The organism is Sorangium sp. So ce176, from assembly GCF_051519835.1.
Taxonomy (GTDB): Bacteria; Myxococcota_A; Polyangia; order Polyangiales; family Polyangiaceae; genus Sorangium; species Sorangium cellulosum_G.
In genome coordinates this window covers 29,604-53,887 of sequence record NZ_CP150371.1, presented here as the reverse complement: position 1 = coordinate 53,887, position 24,284 = coordinate 29,604, and the positions used below count along the sequence as shown (strand labels likewise).

Here is a 24,284-nt window from a genome sequence, read left to right as displayed (position 1 = left end):
CCTGGGGCGCAGCGGCCGAGGATCAGCCCTGGAACAGCCGCATGGCCACGATGGTGATCAGGATGCCGGCGATCAGGCACCCCGCCGCGATGCCGACGAGCAGCAGCGGCTTCGCCTCGGCCCTGGCCGGCGTATCGGCCTTGGTCGGCGTCTTGGCCAGGGGCGCCGGCTTGGCGGCCGGCGCCGGCGGCTGCTGCATCATCTTCACCGTCTTCGCCGGCGACTTGAACGTCGGCGCAGGCGCCTTGCTCGCCTGGAGCGCGGCGGCGTGCTGCTTCGCCGCCTGCTCGAGCACCGCGTTCGCGTTCTTCGGCATCATCGCCGTGTAGCCCTTGCCCGCGCCGCCCGCGAACGGCTTGAGCGCGTCCGCGAACTCGGCGGCCGACTCGAACCGGTCCTCGGGCCGCTTCTCGAGCGCCTTGCCGAGCACCGCCGCGAGCCCGTGCGGGAACTGCTTCCCGGGGACGCGCTCGTCGAGCGGGATCGGGTTCTTTGTCACGTGGTGCTGGATGTACTCCATCGGCGTGCGCGCCTCGAACGGCAGCTTGCCCGTGAGCACCTCGTAGAGGATGGTCGCCAGCGAGTAGATGTCGCTGCGCGCGTCGAGCACCTTGCCCTGCGCCTGCTCGGGCGACATGAACTCCGGCGTCCCGAAGACCATCCCCTCCTGCGTGAGCATCACCGACCCCGGCCTGAGCTCGCGCTCCGTCACCTTCGCGAGCCCGAAGTCGAGCACCTTCGGGTAGTCCTTCAGCCCGCCGTTGGTCGACAGGAAGATGTTCTCGGGCTTCAGGTCGCGGTGCACGATCCCCTGGATGTGCGCTTCCTGCAGGGCGCCGCAGACCTGGATGAGGATCGGGATCGCGCGCTCGACGGGCAGCGGCCCTTCCTTCCGGACCACCTGGTTCAGGTTCTTGCCCTCCAGGTACTCCATGACGATGTACAGCGAGCCGTCCTCGAGCTCGCCGTAGAGCAGCACCTTCACTGTGTTCGGGTGCGTGAGATGACTCATCGCCCGCGCCTCGCGGCGGAAGCGAGAGACGAGATCTTTTCGGTTCGCGAGCTTCGGGTGGAGGATCTTCACCGCCACCATCCGGTTCATCGCCGGTTGTGCGGCCTTGTAGACCGACCCCATGCCGCCGGAGCCGATCTTCTGAAGAATCTGGAACTGCCCCCCGAGCAGATCTCGACCGATGTTCGGGTCCGGACCGGCGGCCATGCGTGGAGCGGGAAAATACCACGCAACCCACCCGTATCGTCTATGACCGAAGCAGCCGACGCGTCCGATCGCGTCGTGACAGGACAAATGACCGCAAAACTGGACGCCCCCGGGGCGGCCGAGGCGCTCCAGAGCCCTCTCCTCGCCGCCGCCGGCTTCTCGCACGCCTTCTTCACCCGGCGCGGCGGCGTCAGCGCCCCCCCGTGGGACACCCTGAGCTTCGCCGTCGCGCTGGGCGACGATCCCGCCGCCGTGCGCGAGAACCTGGAGCGCGCCGCGCGGCGCCTCGGGATCCCCGCCGCGCGGCTCTACTACCTCAGCCAGGTCCACGGCGTCGCGGCGCGCGTGCTCACCGGCGACGAGGACCGCGACGACGTCGTCCGCGAGGTGGGCGACGTCACCCTCTCGCGCGCGGCCGGGGTCGGCTGCGGCGTCCGCAGCGCCGACTGCGCGCCGATCCTCCTGGCCGATCGCCGGAGCGGCGCCGTCGCCGCGGTCCACAGCGGCTGGCGCGGCACCGCGCTCCGCGTCGTCGTGGAGGCCGCCCGCGCGCTGAGATCGCTCGCCGGCCCCGACGCGGATCTCGTCGCCGCGATCGGCCCGCACATCGAGGCGTGCTGCTTCGAGGTCGGCGACGACGTCGCCGCCGAGCTCGCCGCCTGCTCCGCCGCCGGCGGATCCGTCGTCGTCCGCGGCGCCTCCCGAGCGCGCCCCCACGTCGACGTCCGGAGCATCCTCAAGGCCCAGCTCGCCGAGGTCGGGCTCGACGCGGCGCGGGTCGATGACGTCCGCGGGTGCACGGCGTGTGACCCCGCCCGCTTCTTCTCCTACCGGCGCGACGGACAGCGGAGCGGCCGGCTGCTCTCCGCGATCATCGCCGGCCGTACCGTCATCGGCTAGAACGGTTCCATGGTCTCGCTCGCGCGCGACTCGTCGCCGATCGTCCTCGCCATGGTGGGCCTGCCCGCCCGGGGGAAGACATCCATCGCCCGCAAGATCGCGCGGTACCTCTCGTGGCTCGGCCACCCCACGCGGCTCTTCAACGTCGGCAACTACCGCCGCGCGCACCTCGGCACCGCGCAGCCGCACCAGTTCTTCGACCCCGACAACACCTCGGGCCGCCAGGCGCTGCTCGGCATGGCGATGACGGCGCTCGACGACCTCATCGGCTGGCTCAGCTCCGGCGGCGAGGTGGCGATCTACGACGCCACGAACAGCACCCGCGCTCGCCGGAACCTCGTCACCGAGCGCTGCCAGGCGCACGGCTTCCCGGTCGTCTTCATCGAGTCGATCTGCAACGACGAGTCGATCATCGAGACCAACGTCCGCGAGACGAAGCTCCGCTCCCCGGACTACCAGGGCGTCGATCCCGAGGCGGCGCTGCGCGATTTCCGCGCGCGCATCGCGCACTACGCCCGCGCGTACGAGCCGCTGGGCGAGCCCGAGAAGAGCTACATCAAGATCATCGACGTCGGCCGCCAGGTCGTGCTGAACCGCATCCACGGCTACCTGCCGGCGCGGCTCGTCCCGCTCTTGATGAACATGCACCTCACGCCGCACCCGATCTGGCTCACCCGCCACGGCGAGAGCGTGTTCAACGAGAAGGGCCTGCTCGGCGGCGACTCGGATCTCAGCGCGCGCGGCGACGAGTACGCGAAGAACCTCTCCGTCTTCATCCGCGAGCGGGCCGGCGACGAGTACGTCAACGTCTGGACGAGCACCCTGCGCCGGACCATCCAGACCGCGCGCCCGATCACGCAGAACCACGTCGCCTGGCGCGCCCTCGACGAGATCGACGCGGGCGTCTGCGAGGGCATGACCTACGAGGAGATCCGGCAGCAGATGCCCGAGGTCTTCAACGCGCGCGCGGCCGACAAGTTCCGCTACCGCTACCCGCGCGGCGAGTCGTACGAGGACGTCATCCAGCGCCTCGACCCGCTGATCATCCAGCTCGAGCGCCAGCGCTCGCCCGTGCTCGTGATCGGCCACCAGGCGGTGCTGCGCGCGCTGTACGCCTACCTCGTGGATCGCCCGGCGCCCTCGTGCCCGACGCTGCCGATCCCGCTGCACACCGTCATCGAGCTGACCCCGACCGCGTACGCCTGCGAGGAGCGCCGCTTCCAGCTCGCGCCCGCGGTCCAGGGCGGCGACTCGAGCACCGCGCACCCCTGACGCGGCGGCGCGGCCGCGCCGCGGCCCGGCGCGCGCTCGCGCCGGATCAGCGCTCCCGGCTGATCAGCTTGCGGAGGAGCTCCAGCGGGTGGAACGGCAGCATCGCGGCCATCTCGCTGTCGGTGCCGGCGCGCTCGAGCATCGCCCGCATCGCGGGCCCCACGATCCCCATCGGGTCGATCCGCTCCGCGATCGCGCGGAGGGCGCTGAGCGCCGCGCGCCCCGCGTCGATCCCGAGCGGGATGGCGAGGGCCGCGGGCACCGGCGCGAGGATCACGTCGCGCACGGCCACCGCCCGGGCCCAGGCGCCCGGGCTCGGGTCGACCTCGAGCTTCCGGATCGTCTCCGCCTCCGCGAAGCAGCCGAGCGACAGCTCCCCCGCCCGCTCCTCGATGGCGCGCGAGAGGTGCCGGTAGTCGCGGCGCCAGTCGCCGGCGAGCAGGCCCATGTCCTTCCGCACCTCGTCGGGCCCGAGGATCAGGTTGATCCCCCGCGCGTCGCGGCGCATCGCGACGCTCGTCCACAGCTCCCCGCCCTCGAACAGGCCGATCACCATCGTCTTGCCGACCCCGGCGAGCGACTCCAGCGTGCCCCGCACGACGCCCGGCGACGGCATCGGCACGCCGCGCAGCCGCGCCGGCCAGACGTCGATCTTCCCGGCGAGGACCTCTTCGCGCGCGAGCTGCAGCAGGAGGAGCGACTGCGCGATGAAGTCGTCGCCGCGCCGCATGCGCGCCCCGAACCGCTCCACGATCGCCTCGAGGGCGCCCGCCTCGATCACGGCGGCCCAGCTCGCGTGGTGGCGCGCGGCGAGCTCCTCCGCTGTGCGCGGCGCTGCGCGCTGCGCGTCGTCGATCCGGAGCCGGCCAGCGTCGGTGTGCATGAGCTTCCTGAGCCGGCCGCCCGCGTGGACCGCGACGACGCCGCCGCGCGGCCGGCCGGCCTCGGGCGCATCCGCGCGCCGCGGCCTGAACAACGACAGCACGCGGACCCAGTCGGTCGCGGTGAACCCCTCGAAGCGGACGTCGGACGACAGCACGGGGCGAGCCTACCGCCAGGGAGGGCCGTGCGCGAGCGTCAGGCCCGGGCGCGCAGCGCGCGAGCGCCAGCCGCTGCGCGCGCCGTCATCCCGGCGCGTTGGCGCGGCGGGCTACGCCCCCCACCAGAGCATCTCGTGCGCCTGGGTCTCGCCGCGGACGGGCACGATCACCCGCACCTTCTGGCCCTCGACCTGGACCACGTGCGCGGGGAAGCTGTCGGCCGGGTAGTACACGGACTTCACGAAGCCGCTCGCGTCGAGCCAGAACAGGTGCACCCCCTCCGCTGTCGCCCCGTGCATGAGGAGCATCCGCCCGCCGCCGAGCAGCGCGAACTCCATGCTCTTGAACCCCATCTCCTCGAAGCGCTCGGGGGACGGGAAATCCTCGCCGACCGACCTGAGCTCCGGCAGGTGCGCGCGCAGGTGCTTGTAAAGCGTGTCGTACCGCACCTTCGCGAGCCTCGGGATCCGCCGGTCGCCCGCGGCGAGGATCGGGAGCTGCTCGGCGTCGAAGGTCGGCACCTCCACGTGGGTGCGGTAGCGATCCACGAGCCTCCCGCGGCCGATCTCCTCGTCGCTGAGCGCCTTGAGCCACCACTGAAAGATCGCGAGATCGCCCGTCCCCGCCCTCGACTCGAGCCGGACCAGCGACTCCCACAGCGGCCTCCGGACCAGCCATGTTCCGCCGTGGTTCCTGGCGACGCACGCCCCGACGTAGAGCGCCCCGTGCGTCACGAGGGTGACGATCATGGGCGGCTCCCCCGCCCCGCTCCTCGTCGGCGCGCCGTCAGCGTCCCGCGCGCCCTCTGCCGGCGCGAGCCAGGCGTCGCGCCGCTCGCGCGTCAGCGCCGCGCCCAGGCGGTGGACCGAGGCGTCGGAGAAATCGAGCCCGAGGTCGGGCGCGCCGAACGCCCCGGGCGCGAGCCGGGCGAACACCTCCGCGGCGTGCTCGATCTGGGCCAGGATCGACGGGTTTCCGGCCGGGTTCGCGTCGGTCGAGCGCGCGCTCGCCAGGTCGGCGAGCGCGTCGGGCGGGTAGTGCGGCGCGAAGAAGCGCTCGAAGAGCTGTGCGGCCGTGATCGGATCGGCGGGCATGGATGGGGTGGCCGGGCGGGCGGCCCGGCGCGGCTCAGAACATCTTCTTGCGCTTCGACGAGCTCAGGATGCCGAGCATCTCGCGGTACTTGGCCACGGTGCGGCGGGCGATCTTGATGCCGTCCGTCTCCTCGAGGATCTTGACGATCGCCTGGTCGCTGTACGGGTTCGACTTGTCCTCGGCCACGATGATCTTCTTGATCGCCTGCTTGACGCTCTCCGAGGCGATGTCCTCGTCCGCCACCCGGTGGATGGATGAGTTGAAGAAGTACTTGAGCTCGAAGAGCCCCTGGGGCGTGTGCACGTACTTGTTCGACGTCACGCGGGAGATGGTCGACTCGTGCATGCCCACCGACTCGGCGACGTCCCTGAGGATCATGGGCTTCAGGTAGCCCACCCCGCGCTCCAGGAACTCGCGCTGCTTCTCGACGATGCACTCGGTCACCTTGATGATCGTGCGCCGCCGCTGCTCGATGGCCCGGATCAGCCACTGCGCGCTCCGGAGCTTCTCGCTGATGAACTCCTTCGCCTTCGGGTCCTTGAGCATCCGCTGGGCGAGGTTCTCGTTGATGTAGAGCCGCTGGAGCCCCTTGTCGTTGTCGGTGACGACGAACTGATCGCCGTCCTTGATGACGTACACGTCGGGGGTGATGGCGATCGTCTTCTCGTCGACCTCGGCGAAGTTGCGCGCCGGCACGCTCTCCAGCTTCTGGATCTCCTGGACGGCGTCGTAGACGTCCTCCAGCGGGATCTTCAGCGCCTTCGCGATCGCGGGGAAGTTGCGCCGCTCCACGTTGTGGAGGTGGTCCTTGATGATCGCCATCTCGATCGCGTCGAAGCCGAGCACCTCCGCCTGGACCCGCAGGCACTCCGACAGATCGCGCGCGGCGACCCCGACCGGGTCGAAGCGCTGGATCATCGCCAGCACCTCCTCCGCGTCCTCCGGGTGCAGCTCCGCCTCCCGCGCCAGGTCCGCGAGGCAGAGGTCGGGCCCCTTCGTCCCGTCCGGACGTTCGCCCCCCTTGAGGTCCAGGTACCCCTTCTCGTCGAGGTTGCCGATGACGAGCAGCGCGAACTGCCGCTCGTTCTCGACGAAATCGCTCATCTGGAGCTGCCAGAGCAGGTGGTCGCGCAGGTTCGACGGCTTCGTCAGGTTCTGGTCGATCGGCGGCAGCTCCTCGAAGCCGCCCCGGTGCGCTGGCATTGCCTGCTGGAGCTGGCGATTTTCCAGGAATTGCTCCCAGTCCACCTCCTTGACCCGCTTTTCCGTCTCGCGCGCCGCGATGTCGGTGTCGCGGTCGAACCGCTCGCCGTTCTCTAGCCGCTGCTCCGTCGGCAGGTCGGCGTTCCTCCCCCTCTGATCCCCCTTCTCCCCGTCCCGCGCCTTCGGGTCGGTCATGTCGTCCGCGAGGACCGGGTTGCCGTCCAGCTCCTTCCTGATCTCGTCGACCAGCTCGAGCCGCGAGAGCTGCAGCAGCCGGATGGCCTGCACCAGCTGCGGGGTCATCACAAGCTGCTGGGACAGCTTGAACTGGAGCTTCATCTCCATGCCCATGAGGAGCTCCTTCTCTCAGTTCGCCGCCGGCGCCACCCGCCGAAGGGGGGCCGGGGCATTGCGCGAGGTTCGTGCCATCGAGTGTTTCATTGGTGGCCTCACCCCCAACGTAGCATCGAACGGGGCAGCGGCCCGGGTCTTGCTTTCACGTCTGCACCAAAAAAAAGCGCGGGGCCTCGGTCCTGCACGGCTGAACACAGTGTCAGCCTCTGGACCACGGCAGGATTTTTTCATCCTGCCTGGGAGCTCGCTCGCAACCTGTTTGGATTGGCCCCCGTCGACGGATCGTTGCACTATCGCCCGCCGATCGGGAGGCTTGAAATCCCGAAAGGTTGGGCGAAGGCGCGATGGAACGGCCGAAGGTGCGCGGACCTACGCTGGGGGTCGAGGGGGTGCGCGGCGAGGCCTCGCTGGGCGCCGACAAGGAGCGGATCCTGTCGCGCTCACCGTTCGCCCGCCTGACGTCGCCGAGCCGGCATGCGCTGCTCGAGATCGGCAGGTTCGAGCGGCTCGCGCGCAGGCAGAGCGTCGTCCAGCAGGGCGCGCCGGCGCGGCACCTGATCCTGCTCGGGGCGGGGCGCGTGAAGGTCGAGCGCGTCGCCGACGGTCGGGTATTTCCGCTCGGGCACCGCGGGCCCGGCGACCTCGTCGGCGAGGGCGCGCTCGCGGGCGCGACGGTCGCGTGCGAGAGCGCGACGGTGCTCGACGAGGGGGACGCGCTCCTCGTGCCGCTCGCCGGGCTCGACCGGCTCGTCGCGGCCGACCCGGCGATCCGCGCCGCGCTCGCGGCGGCGCTCGTGGCGCGCCAGCTCGAGACCGAGGCGCGGCTCGGCTCGCTGCTCCTCTGCACGGTCGAGGCGCGCCTGCTCGAGTTCCTCCGCGCCGCCGCCCGGCGGTGGGGGCAGCCTCACGCCGCCGGCGAGCTGGTGTCGGCGCCGTTCACGCACGCCGACATCGCGCTGCTCATCGGCTCCACCCGCGAGACGGTCACCCTGCTGCTCGGCAAGCTGAAGCGCGCCGGTCTGATCTCGTTCGACAGGCGGCGGATCGTCATCCGGGATGGCGAGCACCTCGCGGCGCGCGCCGGGTCGACCTGATCGTCCGCCCGGACGGGCCGCTGCGCGTCCTGCGCTGGAGCCGGACCACGGCGCCGCCGCGCGTCTCGACGGACGCGTCGGCGCGCGCCTCGACGGAGGCCGCACGCGTTGCGACCGGACGGACCGCCGCCTCGAGGGCGACCCCGCCGGCGGCGCGCACGCCTCGCTCGCCCGGCCCGCTCCGCTCCGCCTTGCCGAGGTCGCCGCGGACCAGCCGGAGGCGGGGGAAGACCCCGGATTTCGTGGAGGGCGGGGCGCCGAGGTCGACGAAGATCGTGCTGAGGAGCCGGCCGAAGGCGTACGGCTTGAGCAAGACCTCGCTGACGTCGTCCGCGCCGTCGCACGAGACCGGCTCGTCGGCGCAGAAGACGACCCGCCGCGGCATCGTGCCCTCGCGCCGCAGGCGGCCCAGGATCTCGCGGGCGCTCTTCGTCCCGGGGGCGAGATCGATCAGCGCGACGTCGTAGACGCGCTCGCGCGAGAGAGAGATCGCGTCGTCCAGGGTCGCGGCCGGGCTGACGAGGGCGCCGCGGTTGCAGAGGAGGAGCGCCGTGGCCCTCCGGAGGACGTGGTCCTGATCGAGGAGGAGAACGTTCGGTTGGTACGTCATCGGTATCCCTGCGGCTTGCAGTCGAATTGCGCCGCATCGACGAGGACGGCCACCAGCGCGCTCCCCGTCGTTCAGCGGCAGCATCCGCGTCCGCGGACGGTGCCCCCTCTTCGCAACGCACGTGCCGACGGCGGGTCGCCGCCGCCGCCCGGCCCCTCGTCGGCCCCGGATCTCCGCCTCAAACGCGGCCCTTCGCGCGGCGCTGCGGGTGGGGCTGCCCCGCGGCCCCCTCGACCGTCGCTGTGCCCGTTTCGCGCTCCTCCCGCGGCGCCCCTCCGCCCCGGCGACGACCGCGACCCCATGCTGTCGGCTCGCCCACCGCGCGCCTCCTGGCCGGTGCGCGGTTCGTGCGCACGGGCCAGCCCAGGTTTGCGGCCCCTCCAGGGCGGCGCCGTCCACCGATCCGCCGGATGCTCCAGGTTAAAGCCGGGCGCGAATTTTACGCCCTAACTGACACAACATCCCCGCCTCGACGCGAACGGAGCACCGCGTCAATCTCATTTTCCGGCTTGATGAGGCTGGCGTAGGGTGCCACAAGCGTGCGCGCGCACGAGTGGCGGAATCGGTATACGCACCGGGTTTAGGTTCCGGCGCCGCGAGGCTTGGGGGTTCGAGTCCCCCCTCGTGCACCACGGCATGAACTCGACCGCCTCGGGACGCGGCGCGCCGTAGCTCTTCCTTTCAGCAGGGGGCGGGCCCCCGGGACGGTCCGGTCCGCGCGTGGGACCGGCTGGGCGTGTGGAAGCGGGTCCGCGTCCACGCGACCCGCGCGCCCCTGACATCCCGGCGATCGGCGGCGCCCGGGCGGTGGAGCGCCGTCGGATCGTCGCGGCGGCGTTGTCGACGGAGCGCGCGGTCCAGGAATTGCGCGGCGCCCGCGGCGCGACTACGTTCGCGTTCCTCGGCCGGACCCTTTCCTCCCACCTGACCGCCGCGGAGCCAAGGCACCTAAAGATGTTCACTTGGGCGATGAAGAAGATTTTCGGCACCTCGCACGAGCGTGCCATCCGCCGCTTGCGACCCCGGGTCGAGGCGATCGGGAGGATGGAGCCGGAGCTGCAGAAGCTCTCGGACGCCGAGCTTCGGGGGAAGACCGCGGAGTTCAAGGAGAAGCTCTCCAACGGGGCGACGCTGGACGACATCCTGGTCCCGGCGTTCGCTGTCTGCCGCGAGGCGTCGAGGCGCGCGCTCAAGATGCGCCATTACGACGTGCAGCTCATCGGCGGCATGGTGCTCCACAACGGCAGCATCGCCGAGATGCGCACCGGAGAGGGCAAGACGCTGGTCGCGACGCTCCCCTGCTATCTCAACGCCCTCGAGGGCAAGGGCGTGCACGTCGTCACGGTGAACGATTACCTGGCGCGGCGCGACGCCGAGTGGATGGGCAAGCTCTACGGCTTCCTCGGCCTGTCGACGGGCGTGGTCGTCAACCAGCAGGGCGACGCGGAGAAGCGCCAGGCCTACCGCTGCGACATCACGTACGGCCAGAACAACGAGTTCGGCTTCGACTACCTGCGCGACAACATGAAGTTCTCGGCGCTCGAGTACGCGCAGCGCCCGCTCCATTACGCGATCGTCGACGAGGTCGACTCCATCCTCATCGACGAGGCGCGGACTCCGCTCATCATCAGCGGCCAGGGGGAGCGCTCGAGCGACAAGTACCGCACGATCAACGAGGTCATCCCCCAGCTCCGGAACGAGGAGCATTACGCCGTCGACGAGAAGGCGCACTCGGTGACGCTGACCGACGAAGGGGTGGAGACCGCGGAGCGGCTGCTCTCGGCGCTCAAGGTGCTCAAGGGCACGAACCTCTATGATCCGGTGAACCTCGAGACGCTGCACATCCTGAATCAGTGCCTGCGCGCGCACACGCTCTACAAGCGCGACGTCAACTACATGGTGCGCGAGGGCAAGGTGCTCATCATCGACGAGTTCACCGGCCGCGTCCTCGCGGGCCGCCGGTGGTCGGACGGCCTGCACCAGGCGGTCGAGGCGAAGGAGAACGTCCGGATCCAGGAGGAGAGCCGGACGATGGCGACGATCACCTTCCAGAACCTCTTCCGGCTCTACAAGAAGCTCTCCGGGATGACGGGGACCGCGGACACGGAAGCCTCGGAGTTCCACAGCACGTACAAGCTCGACGTCGTCATCATCCCCACGAACAAGCCGGTGGTCCGCGTCGACTACGAGGATCTCGTCTACAAGACCGAGAAGGAGAAGTTCACGGCGGTCATCAACGAGATCCTCGAGAAGCACGAGCTCGGCCAGCCGATCCTGGTGGGCACGACGAGCGTCGAGAAGAGCACCGCGATCAGCCGGATCCTCACGAAGCGGGGCGTGAAGCACAACGTGCTGAACGCCAAGCACCACGAGAACGAGGCCTACGTGGTCGCGCAGGCGGGCCGCAAGGGCGCCATCACGGTGTCGACCAACATGGCCGGTCGCGGGACGGACATCATCCTGGGCGGCAACCCGGAGATGCTCGCGAAGCTCAAGTTCAAGGAGCAGAACCGCCAGCCCGAGGCGGAGCCGGAGGCGTTCGAGGCCCTGGTCGAGGAGATCAAGAAGGAGTGCACCGCCGAGGGCAACGAGATCCGCGAGCTCGGCGGCCTGTACATCCTCGGCACCGAGCGGCACGAGTCGCGCCGCATCGACAACCAGCTCCGCGGCCGCGCCGGCCGCCAGGGCGACCCCGGGACGTCGAAGTTCTACCTGTCCCTCGAGGACGACCTCATGCGCATCTTCGCCGGCGATCGGGTGAAGAACCTGATGGAGCGGATGGGCATGCCGGACGACGAGCCCATCGAGCACCCGTGGGTGACGAAGAGCGTCGAGAACGCGCAGAAGAAGGTCGAGGAGCGCAACTTCGACATCCGCAAGAACCTGCTCGAGTACGACGACGTGATGAGCGCGCAGCGCAAGACGATCTACGACATGCGCCAGTCGCTGCTCGTCGGCCGCTACTCTCCCGAGATCCTCGACGAGGAGGGCAAGCCGACGGGCGAGAAGCGCGCCGTCAAGCCGCTCGCGTCCATCACCGAGCTGGTCCGGCCGGACGTCGGCTACCTGCTCGGGATGTTCACGAACGATCCGGTGATGCCGCTCGACGCGGACGGCAACCGCCGCGAGATCGTGCGGAAGGACTTCGAAGGGACGGAGCGGTTCGTCGAGCTCGAGAACCTGCAGCGCGAGATCTACACGCGCTGGGGCGTGAAGGTCGAGCTCGAGCCGCGCGCCGACAAGGTCCTCGAGATCTTCGACGAGTGCGTCGAGCTCGTGCCGCAGGCGCTCACGGAGCAGCGGGAGCGGCTGCTCGATCTGATGGACCGACTCATCGGCGCCATGGTCGAGGAGTCGTGCCCGCCCCGCAAGCCGCCGGAGGACTGGGACTGGGGCGGCATCTTCCAGGGCTTCCGCGAGCATTTCGGCGTCGATCTGCCGGACGACGTCTCGCACATCGGCGACCAGGAGACGCTGGCGCGGGAGCTCTACGAGCGCGCCGAGAAGGCCTACGAGAAGCGCGAGGAGGAGATCGGGGTCGAGCTGTCGCTGCGCATCTTCCGGCACCTTTACCTGGAGGAGCTCGACAAGTCCTGGGTCGATCACCTGACCGACATGGACCACCTCCGCGACGGCATCGGCCTGCGCGGCTACGGGCAGAAGGATCCGAAGCAGGAGTACAAGAAGGAGGGCTACAACATGTTCGTCAACATGGTGGCCCGCGTCTCCTCGAACGTGGTCACGAAGCTCTTCAGCGTGAACGTCAGGCGCGCCGAGCAGGAAGAGGCGCAGATCGAGGCGGCCGATCGGCAGCGGCACGAGGCCGCGTTGCTCGACGCGATCGCGCAGCATGAGGAGTCCCTCCCGATGGGCGCGAACCCCGCGCCGGCGCTGGCGCCGCCCGCGGTCACGCAGGAGCAGGAGTGCCCCTGCGGCAGCGGCAAGCCCTTCAACAAGTGCCACGGCGCCGAGGACGAGGCGACGGTCTGAGCCGGGCCTCCTGCCCGCCCGCCTGACAGGGCGCGATCTGGCTGCAAGGGCCTTCGCCAGGCCCTTGCTCCTGCGTCCGACCCCCGCATGAACACGGGCGGAGGGCCGGTTCACCGGCCCGGGGAGGCAGGGCCATGAAGATCTTCATTGATTCTGGGGACATCGCGGAAATCAAGGAAGCGCAGTCGATGGGGGTCATCGACGGCGTGACCACCAACCCGTCGCTCCTCGCCAAGGGGGGCAGGCCGACGAGGCAGGTGATCGCCGAGATCTGCGAGGTGGTCGACGGCCCCATCTCGGCCGAGGTGGTGGCTGTCGAGAAGGACGCGATCGTCCGGGAGGGGCGCGAGCTCGCGAAGATCCACCGGAACGTGGTGGTCAAGGTCCCGCTCATCGACGAGGGGCTCAAGGCCGTCCGGATCCTCGCCGCCGAGGGCATCAAGACGAACGTCACCCTCTGCTTCTCGGCTGCGCAGGCGCTCCTCGCGGCCAAGGCGGGGGCCACGTACATCTCGCCGTTCGTCGGGCGCGTCGATGACACGGCGGGCGACGGCATGGACCTCGTCATGCAGGTCGTGACCATCTACCGGAACTACGGCTTCCCGACGCAGGTGCTCACCGCGAGCGTACGGCACCCCGTCCACTTCGTGCAGGCCGCCATGATCGGCTCGCACGCCGCGACGATGCCGATCAAGGTCATCAAGCAGCTCACGAAGCACCCGCTGACCGACATCGGGCTCGCGCAGTTCCTGGCGGATGCGAAGAAGATACCGGAGCTGGTATAGCGATCCCGTGGCCGAGAAGCGCAAGGAGAGCTCCGTGACGAAGCGAGGCGGGAGCCGCCCGGCGGCCCCCGCGGTCGTGTCGATCACGACGCAGGGCGGACCGTTCAAGGGGGTGTCGACGGCGGTCGTGCGCCGGCGAGCGAGCAAGATGCTCGACCACCTTGCGCTGCAGGGCGTGGAGCTCTCGGTTGCCCTCGTGAACGACGAGGCCATCCACGAGCTGAATCGCACGTACCGGCACAAGGACAAGCCGACCGACGTGCTCGCCTTCCCCATGCTCGAGCAGAACGGCGCCGCTTCCCGCCGGCGCGGCCGGCGCGGTCCCCTCGATCCGTCAGCGTGGAGCGGGCTGCTCGGCGACGTCATCGTCTCGGTCGATACCGCCGCGCGGCAGGCCGCTGAACGCGGCCGTCCGTTGCTCGATGAGATCACGATGCTGCTCGGGCACGGCCTGCTCCACCTGGTCGGCTACGACCACAAGACCGACGCGGAGGAGCGGGAGATGACGGCCTTGACCCAGGAGCTCGAGGCTGCCGCGGCGTCACGGGGCAGCAGTCCTACTGGAATCCGGCCTCGCACCGGCGTCGCGAGACCGAATAAGACAGGGGCTCAATGACTTATCCCTTGCGATGCGAAACCTCGCTTGTTAAACGGACGCCCCCTTTCGACTTGGAGGAAACATGCCCGGTTCGAACAAGCTGACCAAGGCCCAGATGATCGTTGGTCTTGCCGAGGCCACCAACCTCGACAAGAAGTCCGTGGCCAGCGTGCTCGATGCGCTCGGCGAGCTGGTGAAGAAGGAGCTTGGTCCGGAAGGGCCTGGCGAGGTCACGGTTCCGGGCCTCGTGAAGATCAAGGCGAAGGAGACCCCGGCAACGCAGGACCGGGAGGGCATCAATCCGTTCACGAAGCAGCCGATGACCATCAAGGGTAAGCCCGCGAGCCGCAAGCTCCGCGCGGCGCCCGTCAAGGCGCTCAAGGACGGCTGAGCGGCGCGTCGGCTGCAGCTTGCGTGGCCGCATCCGGCGACGCGAGCTCCGGCGCCCCTTCGGTCGGGCGCGCAGCCGAGGCGATGTCCCGAGCATCGGGCGAGGCTTTCGCCGGGGAGCGTCGCGCCCTGAGCGCGCACGCGACGGCCGCGAGGACGAGCAGCGACGCGAGCGGGGCGTCGCCCAGGCGGGTGTAGGGCGTCAGCGGCGCGTCCCTGATCGTCGGGCTCGCGAACGTGATCTCCGGCGCAGCGCCCTCGCTGCGGCTGCGCACCACGCCGCTCGCGTCGATCCAGGACGTGACGCCCAGATTCACGGCGCGCACGAGATCGCGGCGCAGCTCGATCGCGCGCATCACCGCGAGCCTCGCGTGCAGCTCGGGCTCGGCGCTCCCGGTGAACCAGGCGTCGTTCGTGATGTTGACGAGGAGGTTCGGGGTGAGCGTCGCGGTGATCCGCCGCCCCACCCCGGTGAGCGTATCCTCGTAGCAGTTGAGCACGCCGATCCGGAGCGAGGGGCCCGGCTCTCGAGGGAGCGTGAGGGCGCGCGGCTCCGCGCCCGGGATGAGCCCGCCGCTCTTCTGGAAGATGCGCCGCAGCCAGGGCAGGTAAGCGCCGCCCGGGACCGTCTCGCCGAACCAGAGGAGCTGCAGCTTGTCCTGCGTCGGCTGCATGCTCCCGTCCGGGAGCACGAGGGTCGCGGAGTTGTAGCTGTTCCGCTCCACCACGCCGTCGGCGGCCTTCACGGGGGCCGCCTGCGTGATGAGCCCGGCGAGGACCGGGCCGCGGACGCCCGGCCCCAGGATCGCGCGGCCGCCGCGCGGCGCCTGCTGGGCGCTGTGCGGGAGGGGGTAGGGATACGCGGCCTCGGGCCAGAGGGTGAGCTCGGCGCCGGCGGCCTGGGCCTCCCGGGTGAGCTCGTGCAGCGTGCGCAAGATCCGGGGGTGGTTCTTCGGCTGCCAGCGCTCGTGGGGCCCTACGGCCTGGTTGACGAGCGCGACCCGCGTCGTCGGCAGGCCGACGCTCGCGCGGTCCACCGCGGCCATCCGCAGCGCGCCGTGGACCGCGAGCAGGCCGAACAGCCCGGCGCCCGCGAGCGCCGGGTAGACGACCGCGCGGGACAGCCGGGGGCGGGCGGACCGCGGCCCCTGCGCCGACACGCCGGCGAGCGGGCGCCCGCCCGGCGCTTTCCCGAAGGCCGCGAGCCCCGCGCGGGTGAGCAGGGCCGCCCCCACGGCGAACAGCACGGAGACGCCCCGCTCGCCGATGAGGTCCGCGAGCTGAACGAGCGCCGGCCAGGGGCTCATGAGGCCGGCCGGCGTCCAGCCGAACACGGTCGGGAGCGCCACGGCGACGAACACGCCGATCGCGAAGGCGAGCTCGAGGGGGGCGCGCAGCCGCCGGAGGAGGACGCTCGTGATGCCGCCGCAGACGGCCCAGACCAGCGACTGGGCGGCCGCGAGCAGCACAAGCGCGAGGTACGAGGCGGCCGAGCCGAGCGGCGTGAAGCGCTGGATGACCTCGGGCACGAAGCGCAGGCCCACGATCCCCGCGGCCGTTCCCCAGGCGGCGCCGCGGCCGAAGGCGCGCCAGAACGTCGGCGCGTCGTGGACGGCGGCCGCCAGCAAGGCGAGGCCAGCGATGACCGCGGGATAGAGATCCGTGGGCGGGGCGGTGAGGGCGAACGTCGCGCCGCCAACGACGGAAAGGAGCAGCGGGGCGCGGCCGCGAGGCGCGCGTGGGGTCGGGGCCTTGGGCACGAGGCGGCGTTATACCGCGTGGAGGGAGCCCGGACCGCGAAGGCGGGAGGGACGAGAGCGAAACCGAAGCGAGCCCCGCCAGGTCAAGGCGGGGAGGAGGCTACGACGCGCCGCTCACCAGTAAACGCTGAGCCCACCACGGAAGAGACCCCCGCCCGACGTATCGGTCGTGCGGCCTGTGTCGGGATCCCTGAACTCGGGAATGCGCCCGTCGTCCGTGCGGCCGCGCACGAAGCCGAGCGCATCGATGTTCAGGGCGAGACGGGGGGAGAGCCGGAACTCGAGGCCGATGCCGCCGTGCGCGCCGAAGTAGTCGTACTCCGTGTTCGGGGCGAACGCCTCGCCGCCGGCCGCCTGGCCGGAGCGCTGCTCGACCTCGGCGTGCGCGATGTTGAGGCCGCCCGTGAAGTAGAACTGCGTGCGGCTGCGCGGGTTGACGAACAGCATGCCGCTCAGCGAGAGCGGCATCTCGCTCCGCGGGTTGCCGTTGTAGTCGATGCCCGCGAGGAAGTCGGCGCCGAGATCGAGCGCGAACGCGGGGACGGGCCGGTAACGCAGGCTGATCCCGACGCCGCCCATCCCGGCTTCGTCGGCCCCGCCGTGCTCGCGGCCCATCATCAGGCCCTCCATGCGGAAGTTGACGCCCCACTGGCGCCGCCAGCGCTTCTTCGGCGGCGGAGGCGGCGCTGGCGGGGTCGTGCGGCGCACGATCACCCGGGGCGGAGGAGCGGTCCCGGGCGCCACCACGATGACCTGCGGGGGCTGGCCCGAGGGCGAGGTCTGGTAGACGACGACAGGCGGCGGGGCCGGGCGGGTCGCGCGCCTGCCCGGGGGCGGGACGGGCGGCGGTGGGGGCAACGCCTCGGCGGGCGGGGGCTCGTCGGCGGGCGGCGGCTCCGCGGAGGCATCGGGGGGCGGCTCCACTTCCTCGCAGAACCAGGCGCCAGGAGGACAGTTGTTGTTCTCCTGCGCGAGCGCGCTCATCGGCGCGGTCATCGCCACCGCAACAAGGGCATGGGTCAAGCAACGGCGCATCGGGCGACTCCTCTTCGGTGCAGGGAAGTTAGCAACCGGGATGCCATCGACCATCTCGCTGGACTGTCGTCACCATGGCCGCGAAGCACGCCGGCGTGCATCGGCCGCCACGGCGCGCTGTGGCGGAAGGTTCACACGCGCGCCGTCCCGCAGGGTACTAGCTCGAACGGCAAACGTCACGGCGCGGCCGCCCCCGTCGGCAGCCCTGCCAACATCGAGAGCAATCGGATTCATCATGCCTACGGTTACGTTGAAGCAGGGTCATGTTCGACCCGTGTGGTCGGGGCATCCCTGGGTGTTCGCTCAGGCGATCGCGCGCATCGAGGGCGGCGCCGTGGCCGGCGACGAGGTCGTGGTCACCGACCCCTACGGCAGCGTGCTCGGCCGCGGGCTCTACACGCCGCGCTCGGCCATCCCGGTGCGCATGTACACGCGCGAGGACAGGCCGATCGACGCGGCCCTGTTCCGGCACCGGATCGAGCGCGCCATCGCCCACCGCCGCGAGCTCGGCCTGCCCGCGCGGGCGCCCGGCCACGAGACCGACGCTTTCCGGCTGGTCCACGCGGAGGGGGACGGCCTGCCGGGGCTGATCGTCGACCTGTTCGGCGACGTGGCCGTCGTGCAGCTCGGCACCATCGGGGTCAAGCGCCGCGAAGGGGTGATCTTCGACGCCCTCCAGGCGGCGCTCTCGCCCCGCGCGATCGTGGACAGGACCCCGGAATCGCTCGCGAAGCTCGAGGGGTTCACCGCCGACGCCGGCGTCGTGCGCGGCGATCCCGGCGTCGACCAGCTCCGGTTCGTCGAGCGAGGGCTGCGCTACACGATCCCGCTCGCGCTCGGCCACAAGACCGGCTTCTACCTGGACCAGCGGACGCTGCGGACCCGCGTCGAGCAGCTCGCCCACAACCGGCGCGTGCTCGACGCCTTCTGCTTCGTCGGCACGTTCGCCATGGCGGCGGCCCGCGGCGGGGCGAGCGAGGTGCTCGCGATCGACGAGAGCGCGACGGCGCTCGAGGTCGGGGCGGAGTGCGCGCGGGAGAACGGGCTGCTCGACCGGATCACCTTCACGCGCGACGACGCCCGCAAGGCGCTGCAGAACGCGTCGAGGCTGGGGGGCTTCGACCTCGTCATCTGCGACCCTCCGAAGCTGGCGGGCACGCGCGCGTCGAAGGACGCCGCGCTCACCGCGTACCGGCGCCTCGCGGCCGGGGCGTGCCGCGCCACGCGGCCGGGGGGCGTCCTCGTCCTGTGCTCCTGCTCCAGCGCCGTGAGCCTCGACGACCTGACCCGGGTGCTCGCGCTCGGGGCGCGCGACGCGCGCATGCAGGCCGCTGTGTTCGACCGGCACTTCCAGGGCGGGGACCACCCCGTCCCGTCGGCCTTCCCCGAAGGCCTCTACCTGAAGAGCCTCATCGCGCGCGTCGACGCGCTCTGACGATCGCCCGATGGAACCCCTCTCCCGGCTGACCCCCGACGCCGCCCGCGCCCTCGCGGGGGTGATCTTCGACCTCGACGACACCGTGCTGGACCACGGCGCCCTCACCGAGCCCGCATACGGATCGCTCTTTCGCCTTCGCGAGGCGGGCCTCGCGCTGATCGCCTGCACCGGCAGGCCCGCCGGATGGGGCGAGGTGATCCAGCGGCAATGGCCGATCGACGCGACCATCGCCGAGAACGGGGCCGTCGCGGTGGTGCGCGGGCAGGCCGGTCCCGCCGCCGGCGCCGGCTACCAGGGAGCGCTCGCCCGGAGCGCCGGCGGCGGCCGGGTCGCCCTGCTCGACGGGATGGACCGGGAGGCCAGGCGAGCGCGACGGGCCGAGCTCGTCGCGCTCGCCGACGACCTGGTGCGTCGTTTTCCTGCGGCGGCGCTCGCGGACGACAACGATCAGAGGGTGACCGACGTTACCATCGACATCGGAGAGCACCGGCAGGTCCCGCACGAGGACGTGCAGACGATGCGCGCGGAGCTGCGCGAGCGGGGGGTGAGGACGCTGCTCTCCAGCGTCCACCTCCACCTCACCCTTGACCCGTCCGACAAGGCCACGGGGGTCGTGCGGCTGCTCTCGACGCGGTTCGGCGAGGATCCCACCCGGGCGCGGTACCGTTACGCCTTCGTGGGCGACAGCGGCAACGATGGCGTCGCTTTTGCCGCATTTGCGTTGACCTTCGGGGTCGCCAACGTCCGAGCCCACCTCGGCAAGCTGTCGGTGCCGCCGCGGTTCGTGGCCTCGCTTCCCATGGGGCGCGGGTTCGCAGAAATCGCACACCGGATCACCGAACTGCGGAAGAATGCACCCGCGCCGTGATCGCCGCGCGCGCGAATGTGCCTCGCGCTGCGATCCGCCCCACACATGGAGCACGTACCCTAGCCGCGACGCGCACCGAAGGAATAGGATCGAGCTTTCGGGAGGAGCATGCCTCCCAACCCTTTACAGGGGCGCGTGTTCTCGGGGACCATGACCTTGGTCCCTCGCCCGCCAGCGGCAGCAGATGGCGTTTCGACCCCCGACCCCCGGCCTCCTCGTCGACAACAAGTACCGCCTCGCGGAGCGCATCGGCGGGGGCGGCATGGGCGACGTGTTCCGGGCGGAGCACGTGCTCGCAGGTCGCGCCGTTGCGATCAAATTCCTTCACCCGGAGCTGGCGGACAACTCCGAGCTCTCCCACCGGTTCTTCCAGGAAGCGCAGGCGGTCAACCGGATCCGCCACCCGAACATCGTCGACGTGATCGACGCGGGCGTCGGCGACCTCGGTCCGTACATCGTGATGGAGCACCTCGACGGCGAGTCGCTCGGCATGGCGCTCGCGCGCTTCGGCCGACTCGACATGGAGGCCGCCGTCGGGGTCGCGATCCCGGTGCTGGAGGCGCTCGACGCCGCGCACCGCGCGGGGATCATCCACCGCGATCTCAAGCCCGAGAACATCTTCATCGCCTTCGATCCGAGCCGCGGCTCGGCCGTCGTCCGGCTGCTCGACTTCGGCATCGCCAAGGTGCTCGACTCCGACGGGCCGTCGCCGCGGACGCGCACGGGCGTGGTGTTCGGCACGCCGGACTACCTGTCGCCGGAGCAGGCCACCGGGGATTCGCCGCTCGACGGGCGGAGCGATCTCTTCTCGGTCGGCGTCCTGCTCTACGAGGTGCTCACGGGCACGCGGCCGTTCCGCGCGCCGACCGCGGTGGCGACCGCATTCCGCGTCGTGCACGCGGAGGTGCCGACGCTCGCCTCGGCGGGCGTGACCGTCGACCCGCGGCTCGAGGCGATCGTGCAGCGGCTCCTGCAGAAGGATCCCGCGAAGCGCTTCCAGACGGCCGGCGACGTCGTCCGCGAGCTCGAGCGCGTCGCGGCGGACGCCTCCCGGCGGACGGCGGCGCTCGGCAGGCTGATCAACGTGCAGCGACGGATGGCCCTGAGCCTGGGGAACGCCACGGAGAACGAGCGCGATCGCCTCTCCTCCTCGCGCGACCGCTCGCGCGTGGGCACGCCGTTCGACGTGAGCCCCGCGCCGCCGATGCGCATCTCGCCGCCGCTCGTGTCCGGCAGCCGCGTCACCGAGGCGCCGCCGGGCATGCGGCCGTCGTCCGAGCCGGCGAAGCCAGCGCCCGGCGCGACGCTCTCGAACGCGCTGCGGAACCGGGGCTCAGAGCCCACCCTGCTCTCGCAGCGCGGCGAGTCGTTGCCCACGGTGCGCAGCGCCGATCTTGGCCTCCGCGCCGAGCCGACCGTGCGCAGCGCCGACTTCGGCAACCTGATCAACCGGCAGCGCGACACGCGGCGGCCCAACGTGACCCCGGTCCGACCGCTGCCGGCGCGCTTCGCGGGCCAGTACCACGTGCGCGGCCCCGTGCTGCGGAGCGTCGATCGCACCATCGTGGACGAGTACGGCAGGAGCGCGCGCGACGAGGTCGTCGCGCAGATGCCGCTCCGCTACGCCGACGACTTCCGGCACGACTCGATCAACGCGCTCGTCGGGTACGACCTCGAGGCGCTCGACGCGTACATGGAGCTCGCGACGTCGCTCGTGCTGCGCGATCTCGAGCGCTGGCGCGACATCGGCAGGCTCGGCGTCGGCGGCGAGCTGCACAGCCTCGTGCGCACGCTGTTCGCGCGCCCGCTGACCGACATCGCGTCGCTCATGCGCCGCGGGACGTCGATCTGGTCGCGGCTCTTCACGTTCGGCTCGTGGCGCGTGGCGACCGGCCCGACCGGTCGGGTCACGCTGCACATCGGCGACTTCGACCCGGCCTCGCTGCCGCTCCGGCTGTGGGTCGTGGGGATGGTCGAGGAGACGGCGAGGCGCGCGTCCGGCGGCGGCGTGAAGGTCACGATCACGCTCGGCGAGCTCGGCTTCACCTCCGAGCTCGCCTGCGAGATCAGCCTGTAGCTCAGCGCGTCGGTCGCGCCGCTCGCCGCTCGCCGGTCGCGCCGCGCGCCAGCGACCCTGCGGGGTCTGCCCGCCGACCCTCGGCGGGACGCGCGCGGCGCCGGGCTTTTCTCCGGGGTCTTCAGGAAGGCTTGCGGGCGCGGTAACACGCCTGGCAGAACACGTCGCGCCCCTCGACCGGCTTGAACGGGACCTCGCCCTCGGCGCCGCACGACTTGCACGTGATCGAGAAGGTCGGACGGTTGCGCGGCGCGCGGGGCTGCTGCGCCGCGCTGCGGGTCGGAGGCCCCGCGCGGCGCTCGCCGGCGAACGACGGGGCGCGGTAGTTGCCGTCGTCGCGGGCAGGCGCGCCGCCGCGCGGGCGCTGCTGGTAGTGGCTCGGCGCCGTCCAGGCGGGCGTCAGCCCCGAGTACGCATCCTGCATCGGGCTCCGGTACTCGTTGACATCGCCCGTGTAGCGAGGCGTCCGAGGCTGCCCGCCGCCGCGCGGAGCGCCGCGGTACCCTCCGGCGCTCCGGGCCGCTCCAGGGCGCTGGTGCTGCGCTGCGCGCGTCGTCGACGCGCTCTCGTGCTCCCCTCGATTGTCCTTGCGCGCGCGGCGGCAGGTCCGGCACCGCTTGGGCGGGGCCGCGAGCTTCCGTTCGGCGTAGACGGCCGCTTCCGCAGCCGAGAATAGGAACGACGTGCCGCAGCTCGCGCAGACAATGTGCTCGTCTCGATGCTGTTCCATGATTCCTCTTTCGTCAGGCCGACGGGCCTCGCAGGCTCACGGGCTCGGGTGCTCGGGTGGCACGCGTGACTCGCGTGACTGGAGCGCCCGGGAGCTGCCCCGCTGCGCTGGAGAAGCGCACTTTACGCGGGGGATCTCGATGATACTGGTGGGATCGCCCTCTTGATGGGGCACGGGAGTGCCTACGGTGACATGCTTGTCAGGGCGGTCAAGCGTGCCGCCTCCACGCATCGCCGGGATCGATCGCGCGGCGTGGAGGCTTTGATTTCGAAGCTCCTCACGATACCATCCGCGCGACTTTCACCGGGGAGCGCAGCTCCTCCCGTACTCCTCCTCCCGTGACGGACCACGGGCATCACCCGCCCACGCAGCGCCTCGCAGCCAGTCGAAGCAATGAGCCATCCTTCCCTGCACCTCACCGCTCGTGACTTCGACGCGTACGCCGCCGAAAAGGCGACCTCGAAGGCCTACTCGCGCCCTCGCCTCGAGGTGAAGCAGCGCGCGCTCGCCTGGGCGCGCGGCGTGGTCGCCCGCCTGGCCGAGCTCGGCATCTCCGTCGACGTCCACGGCTCGGACGAGCACCCCTCGATCCGCAACAGGCACCGGGCCGACTGCCAGTGGGTCTTCTTCTGGCGCGACCAGGCCGCGCGGGACGAGCTCGATCGCCTGCTCGATCGCGGCCGCTCGATGTCCGAGGCGATCGACGATCCGAGCCCTTACACGCGGCACGCGTTCCTCGCGCTGCGCATCTCGGAGGGCGAGGTGCAGGTGTGCTTCGCGGTCCACCCGGACGCGAAGGTCGATGTCGACAACCTCCGGGCCCGCGTCTCGGCGACCGAGGACGCGACCGGCGAGCCGACGTCGCCGCTCGCCGCCGAGCTCACGAGCGCGCTGCACGCGCTCCCGGAGCAGTTCTCGTTCGGCGCCGGCGGGGGCGAGCGCGTCGCCTGCAGCGCGGCCACGCCCGACGCGATCGCGGAGATGCTCCGCCGCGCCGCTGACGGGCAGGTGCCGCTCTGGATCGGCTGGGCCGTCCCGCGGGAGACGGCGGTGGAGCACGCCGACATCCTCGACGAGCAGCTCGAGGACGCGCTCGTCGCGCTCGCCCCCATCTACCGGCTGGTCGCGTGGTCGCGCGAGAACGACCGCATCGCGCTCGACCACAAGCTCGAGGGCATCGAGCAGGAGCGGGCGCGGGCCCACGCCGAGCTCGAGGCCGAGAACGAGCGGTGGCGCTCCGAGCAGGCCCGCGCGCGCGAGCGATCGATGGAGCAGGCGCGGGCGCGCGGCGACGAGCGCGTGGAGGCCGCCCTCCCCGCCCGCCGGCCGACCCTGGCGACGCTGTTCAAGTCGACGAGCGGCGCCGGTCGCGGCGAGCCGCGCCCCGCGCCGAAGCACGGCGGAGAGGGCGCCGCTCCGGCCCGGCGAGCGCAGCACGCCGAGACGGAGCATCAGGCGAAGGCCGAAGCTCCCCAGAGGCCGTCGGCCGAGCACGCGCCGCGAGCGCAGCGCGCGGCGTCCGTCGAGCCGGACGCCGCCGCGAGGATCACGCCGGAGCCCGCGAAGGCCGGCGTGCTCGAGAAGGGCAGCCGGGTCCGCGTGCGGCGCGGGCCCTTCGCCGACAAGATCGGCGTGGTGAGCGAGCTCGACGGGCGCGGAGGGGCGCGCGTCCTGCTCGGGCTGCTCTCGACGAGGCTCGAGATCGACGACCTCGAGCTCGTCGTGGAGGGCAGAGAGCGCCCCGCCCTCTCGACGTCGCACCGCAAGCCGCTCGCCCCGACGCCGCGCAAGGCGCGCTGAGCGTCGCCCGCGCGGCTCTCCCCGAA

At 71.4% G+C, this 24,284-nt stretch carries 19 protein-coding genes and 1 tRNA gene; 12 read left to right on the top strand and 8 right to left on the bottom strand.

The window, feature by feature from the left end; translation table 11 throughout:
• Positions 1-22: 22 nt before the first annotated feature.
• Entirely contained in the window at positions 23-1,219 is a 1,197-nt protein-coding gene (locus WMF42_RS00195; protein ID WP_061609115.1) for a serine/threonine protein kinase, read from the bottom strand.
• An 87-nt stretch (positions 1,220-1,306) separates the two neighbouring features.
• On the opposite strand from WMF42_RS00195, the gene pgeF reads away from it, so the two are divergent.
• Both pgeF and WMF42_RS00185 read left to right on the top strand, forming a co-directional pair.
• Complete coding sequence (gene pgeF, locus WMF42_RS00190) at positions 1,307-2,119, top strand: peptidoglycan editing factor PgeF (RefSeq protein WP_061609116.1); 813 nt, start codon at positions 1,307-1,309, stop codon at positions 2,117-2,119.
• A gap of 9 nt (positions 2,120-2,128) precedes the next feature.
• Complete coding sequence (locus tag WMF42_RS00185; protein ID WP_061609117.1) at positions 2,129-3,391, top strand: bifunctional nucleoside/nucleotide kinase/histidine phosphatase family protein; 1,263 nt, start codon at positions 2,129-2,131, stop codon at positions 3,389-3,391.
• Positions 3,392-3,437: 46 nt separating this feature from the next.
• Here WMF42_RS00185 and WMF42_RS00180 read toward each other — a convergent pair whose 3' ends face one another.
• The 3 genes from WMF42_RS00180 to rpoN form a co-directional block, all read right to left on the bottom strand.
• Positions 3,438-4,430 carry a hypothetical protein gene (locus WMF42_RS00180; RefSeq protein ID WP_434044883.1) on the bottom strand — a complete coding sequence of 331 codons (993 nt, stop codon included), beginning with the start codon at positions 4,428-4,430 and terminating at the stop codon, positions 3,438-3,440.
• Between the two features lie 111 nt (positions 4,431-4,541).
• Positions 4,542-5,525: a hypothetical protein gene (locus WMF42_RS00175; protein ID WP_437689639.1), complete on the bottom strand. Its 984-nt coding sequence runs from the start codon at positions 5,523-5,525 to the stop codon at positions 4,542-4,544.
• Between the two features lie 34 nt (positions 5,526-5,559).
• Positions 5,560-7,080: an RNA polymerase factor sigma-54 gene (gene rpoN / locus WMF42_RS00170; RefSeq protein ID WP_061609120.1), complete on the bottom strand. Its 1,521-nt coding sequence runs from the start codon at positions 7,078-7,080 to the stop codon at positions 5,560-5,562.
• Between the two features lie 347 nt (positions 7,081-7,427).
• On the opposite strand from rpoN, the gene WMF42_RS00165 reads away from it, so the two are divergent.
• Positions 7,428-8,177, top strand: a complete 750-nt coding sequence (locus WMF42_RS00165; protein ID WP_061609121.1) for a Crp/Fnr family transcriptional regulator — start codon at positions 7,428-7,430, stop codon at positions 8,175-8,177.
• Here the strand turns inward: WMF42_RS00165 and WMF42_RS00160 are convergent.
• Positions 8,131-8,787 (bottom strand): response regulator, encoded by a 657-nt coding sequence (locus tag WMF42_RS00160; protein WP_437689636.1) that lies wholly within the window; start codon positions 8,785-8,787, stop codon positions 8,131-8,133. The genes WMF42_RS00165 and WMF42_RS00160 overlap by 47 nt on opposite strands.
• 547 nt (positions 8,788-9,334) lie before the next feature.
• Here WMF42_RS00160 and WMF42_RS00155 point away from each other — a divergent pair.
• From WMF42_RS00155 to WMF42_RS00135, 5 genes are all read left to right on the top strand, one after another.
• Positions 9,335-9,419 (top strand) — tRNA-Leu (locus WMF42_RS00155).
• A 322-nt stretch (positions 9,420-9,741) separates the two neighbouring features.
• Positions 9,742-12,777 (top strand): preprotein translocase subunit SecA, encoded by a 3,036-nt coding sequence (gene secA / locus WMF42_RS00150; protein WP_061609123.1) that lies wholly within the window; start codon positions 9,742-9,744, stop codon positions 12,775-12,777.
• Positions 12,778-12,911: 134 nt separating this feature from the next.
• Positions 12,912-13,562 carry a fructose-6-phosphate aldolase gene (gene fsa, locus WMF42_RS00145; RefSeq protein WP_061609124.1) on the top strand — a complete coding sequence of 217 codons (651 nt, stop codon included), beginning with the start codon at positions 12,912-12,914 and terminating at the stop codon, positions 13,560-13,562.
• Between the two features lie 7 nt (positions 13,563-13,569).
• Positions 13,570-14,178 (top strand): rRNA maturation RNase YbeY, encoded by a 609-nt coding sequence (gene ybeY, locus WMF42_RS00140; protein WP_061609125.1) that lies wholly within the window; start codon positions 13,570-13,572, stop codon positions 14,176-14,178.
• A 64-nt stretch (positions 14,179-14,242) separates the two neighbouring features.
• The gene (locus WMF42_RS00135; RefSeq protein WP_061609126.1) at positions 14,243-14,551 is read left to right on the top strand and encodes an HU family DNA-binding protein; all 309 of its coding nucleotides are present in this window, start codon (positions 14,243-14,245) and stop codon (positions 14,549-14,551) included.
• On the opposite strand, the gene lnt is transcribed toward WMF42_RS00135, so the two are convergent.
• Both lnt and WMF42_RS00125 read right to left on the bottom strand, forming a co-directional pair.
• A complete protein-coding gene (lnt, locus tag WMF42_RS00130; RefSeq protein ID WP_437689633.1) occupies positions 14,538-16,310 on the bottom strand; it encodes an apolipoprotein N-acyltransferase in 1,773 nt (590 codons plus the stop codon). The genes WMF42_RS00135 and lnt overlap by 14 nt on opposite strands.
• Positions 16,311-16,424: 114 nt before the next feature.
• Positions 16,425-17,345, bottom strand: a complete 921-nt coding sequence (locus WMF42_RS00125) for a hypothetical protein (protein ID WP_437689632.1) — start codon at positions 17,343-17,345, stop codon at positions 16,425-16,427.
• Positions 17,346-17,580: 235 nt separating this feature from the next.
• Between WMF42_RS00125 and WMF42_RS00120 the strand changes: the two genes are divergently transcribed.
• From WMF42_RS00120 to WMF42_RS00110, 3 genes are all read left to right on the top strand, one after another.
• Positions 17,581-18,780, top strand: a complete 1,200-nt coding sequence (locus WMF42_RS00120) for a class I SAM-dependent rRNA methyltransferase (protein ID WP_199693744.1) — start codon at positions 17,581-17,583, stop codon at positions 18,778-18,780.
• Positions 18,781-18,790: 10 nt separating this feature from the next.
• On the top strand, positions 18,791-19,651 hold the full coding sequence (locus tag WMF42_RS00115) for an HAD hydrolase family protein (protein WP_437689629.1): 861 nt from the start codon (positions 18,791-18,793) through the stop codon (positions 19,649-19,651).
• A gap of 184 nt (positions 19,652-19,835) precedes the next feature.
• On the top strand, positions 19,836-21,728 hold the full coding sequence (locus WMF42_RS00110) for a serine/threonine-protein kinase (RefSeq protein ID WP_061609131.1): 1,893 nt from the start codon (positions 19,836-19,838) through the stop codon (positions 21,726-21,728).
• A gap of 121 nt (positions 21,729-21,849) precedes the next feature.
• Here the strand turns inward: WMF42_RS00110 and WMF42_RS00105 are convergent, their stop codons facing one another.
• Positions 21,850-22,458, bottom strand: a complete 609-nt coding sequence (locus WMF42_RS00105; protein WP_437689627.1) for a zinc-ribbon domain containing protein — start codon at positions 22,456-22,458, stop codon at positions 21,850-21,852.
• Positions 22,459-22,851: 393 nt separating this feature from the next.
• Between WMF42_RS00105 and WMF42_RS00100 the strand changes: the two genes are divergently transcribed.
• Positions 22,852-24,258, top strand: a complete 1,407-nt coding sequence (locus WMF42_RS00100; protein ID WP_061609133.1) for a KOW motif-containing protein — start codon at positions 22,852-22,854, stop codon at positions 24,256-24,258.
• Positions 24,259-24,284: the final 26 nt, after the last annotated feature.

Bases quoted from the DNA above. Each gene is read 5' to 3' on its own strand.
- WMF42_RS00105 (WP_437689627.1), bottom strand. From the start codon at position 22,458: ATGGAACAGCATCGAGACGAGCACATTGTCTGCGCGAGCTGCGGCACG.
- WMF42_RS00185 (WP_061609117.1), top strand. From the start codon at position 2,129: ATGGTCTCGCTCGCGCGCGACTCGTCGCCGATCGTCCTCGCCATGGTG.
- WMF42_RS00160 (WP_437689636.1), bottom strand. From the start codon at position 8,787: ATGACGTACCAACCGAACGTTCTCCTCCTCGATCAGGACCACGTCCTC.
- WMF42_RS00165 (WP_061609121.1), top strand. From the start codon at position 7,428: ATGGAACGGCCGAAGGTGCGCGGACCTACGCTGGGGGTCGAGGGGGTG.
- secA (WP_061609123.1), top strand. From the start codon at position 9,742: ATGTTCACTTGGGCGATGAAGAAGATTTTCGGCACCTCGCACGAGCGT.
- fsa (WP_061609124.1), top strand. From the start codon at position 12,912: ATGAAGATCTTCATTGATTCTGGGGACATCGCGGAAATCAAGGAAGCG.
- WMF42_RS00125 (WP_437689632.1), bottom strand. From the start codon at position 17,345: ATGCGCCGTTGCTTGACCCATGCCCTTGTTGCGGTGGCGATGACCGCG.
- WMF42_RS00135 (WP_061609126.1), top strand. From the start codon at position 14,243: ATGCCCGGTTCGAACAAGCTGACCAAGGCCCAGATGATCGTTGGTCTT.
- WMF42_RS00195 (WP_061609115.1), bottom strand. From the start codon at position 1,219: ATGGCCGCCGGTCCGGACCCGAACATCGGTCGAGATCTGCTCGGGGGG.
- rpoN (WP_061609120.1), bottom strand. From the start codon at position 7,080: ATGGGCATGGAGATGAAGCTCCAGTTCAAGCTGTCCCAGCAGCTTGTG.
- pgeF (WP_061609116.1), top strand. From the start codon at position 1,307: ATGACCGCAAAACTGGACGCCCCCGGGGCGGCCGAGGCGCTCCAGAGC.
- WMF42_RS00110 (WP_061609131.1), top strand. From the start codon at position 19,836: ATGGCGTTTCGACCCCCGACCCCCGGCCTCCTCGTCGACAACAAGTAC.
- WMF42_RS00115 (WP_437689629.1), top strand. From the start codon at position 18,791: ATGGAACCCCTCTCCCGGCTGACCCCCGACGCCGCCCGCGCCCTCGCG.
- WMF42_RS00120 (WP_199693744.1), top strand. From the start codon at position 17,581: ATGCCTACGGTTACGTTGAAGCAGGGTCATGTTCGACCCGTGTGGTCG.
- WMF42_RS00100 (WP_061609133.1), top strand. From the start codon at position 22,852: ATGAGCCATCCTTCCCTGCACCTCACCGCTCGTGACTTCGACGCGTAC.
- WMF42_RS00175 (WP_437689639.1), bottom strand. From the start codon at position 5,525: ATGCCCGCCGATCCGATCACGGCCGCACAGCTCTTCGAGCGCTTCTTC.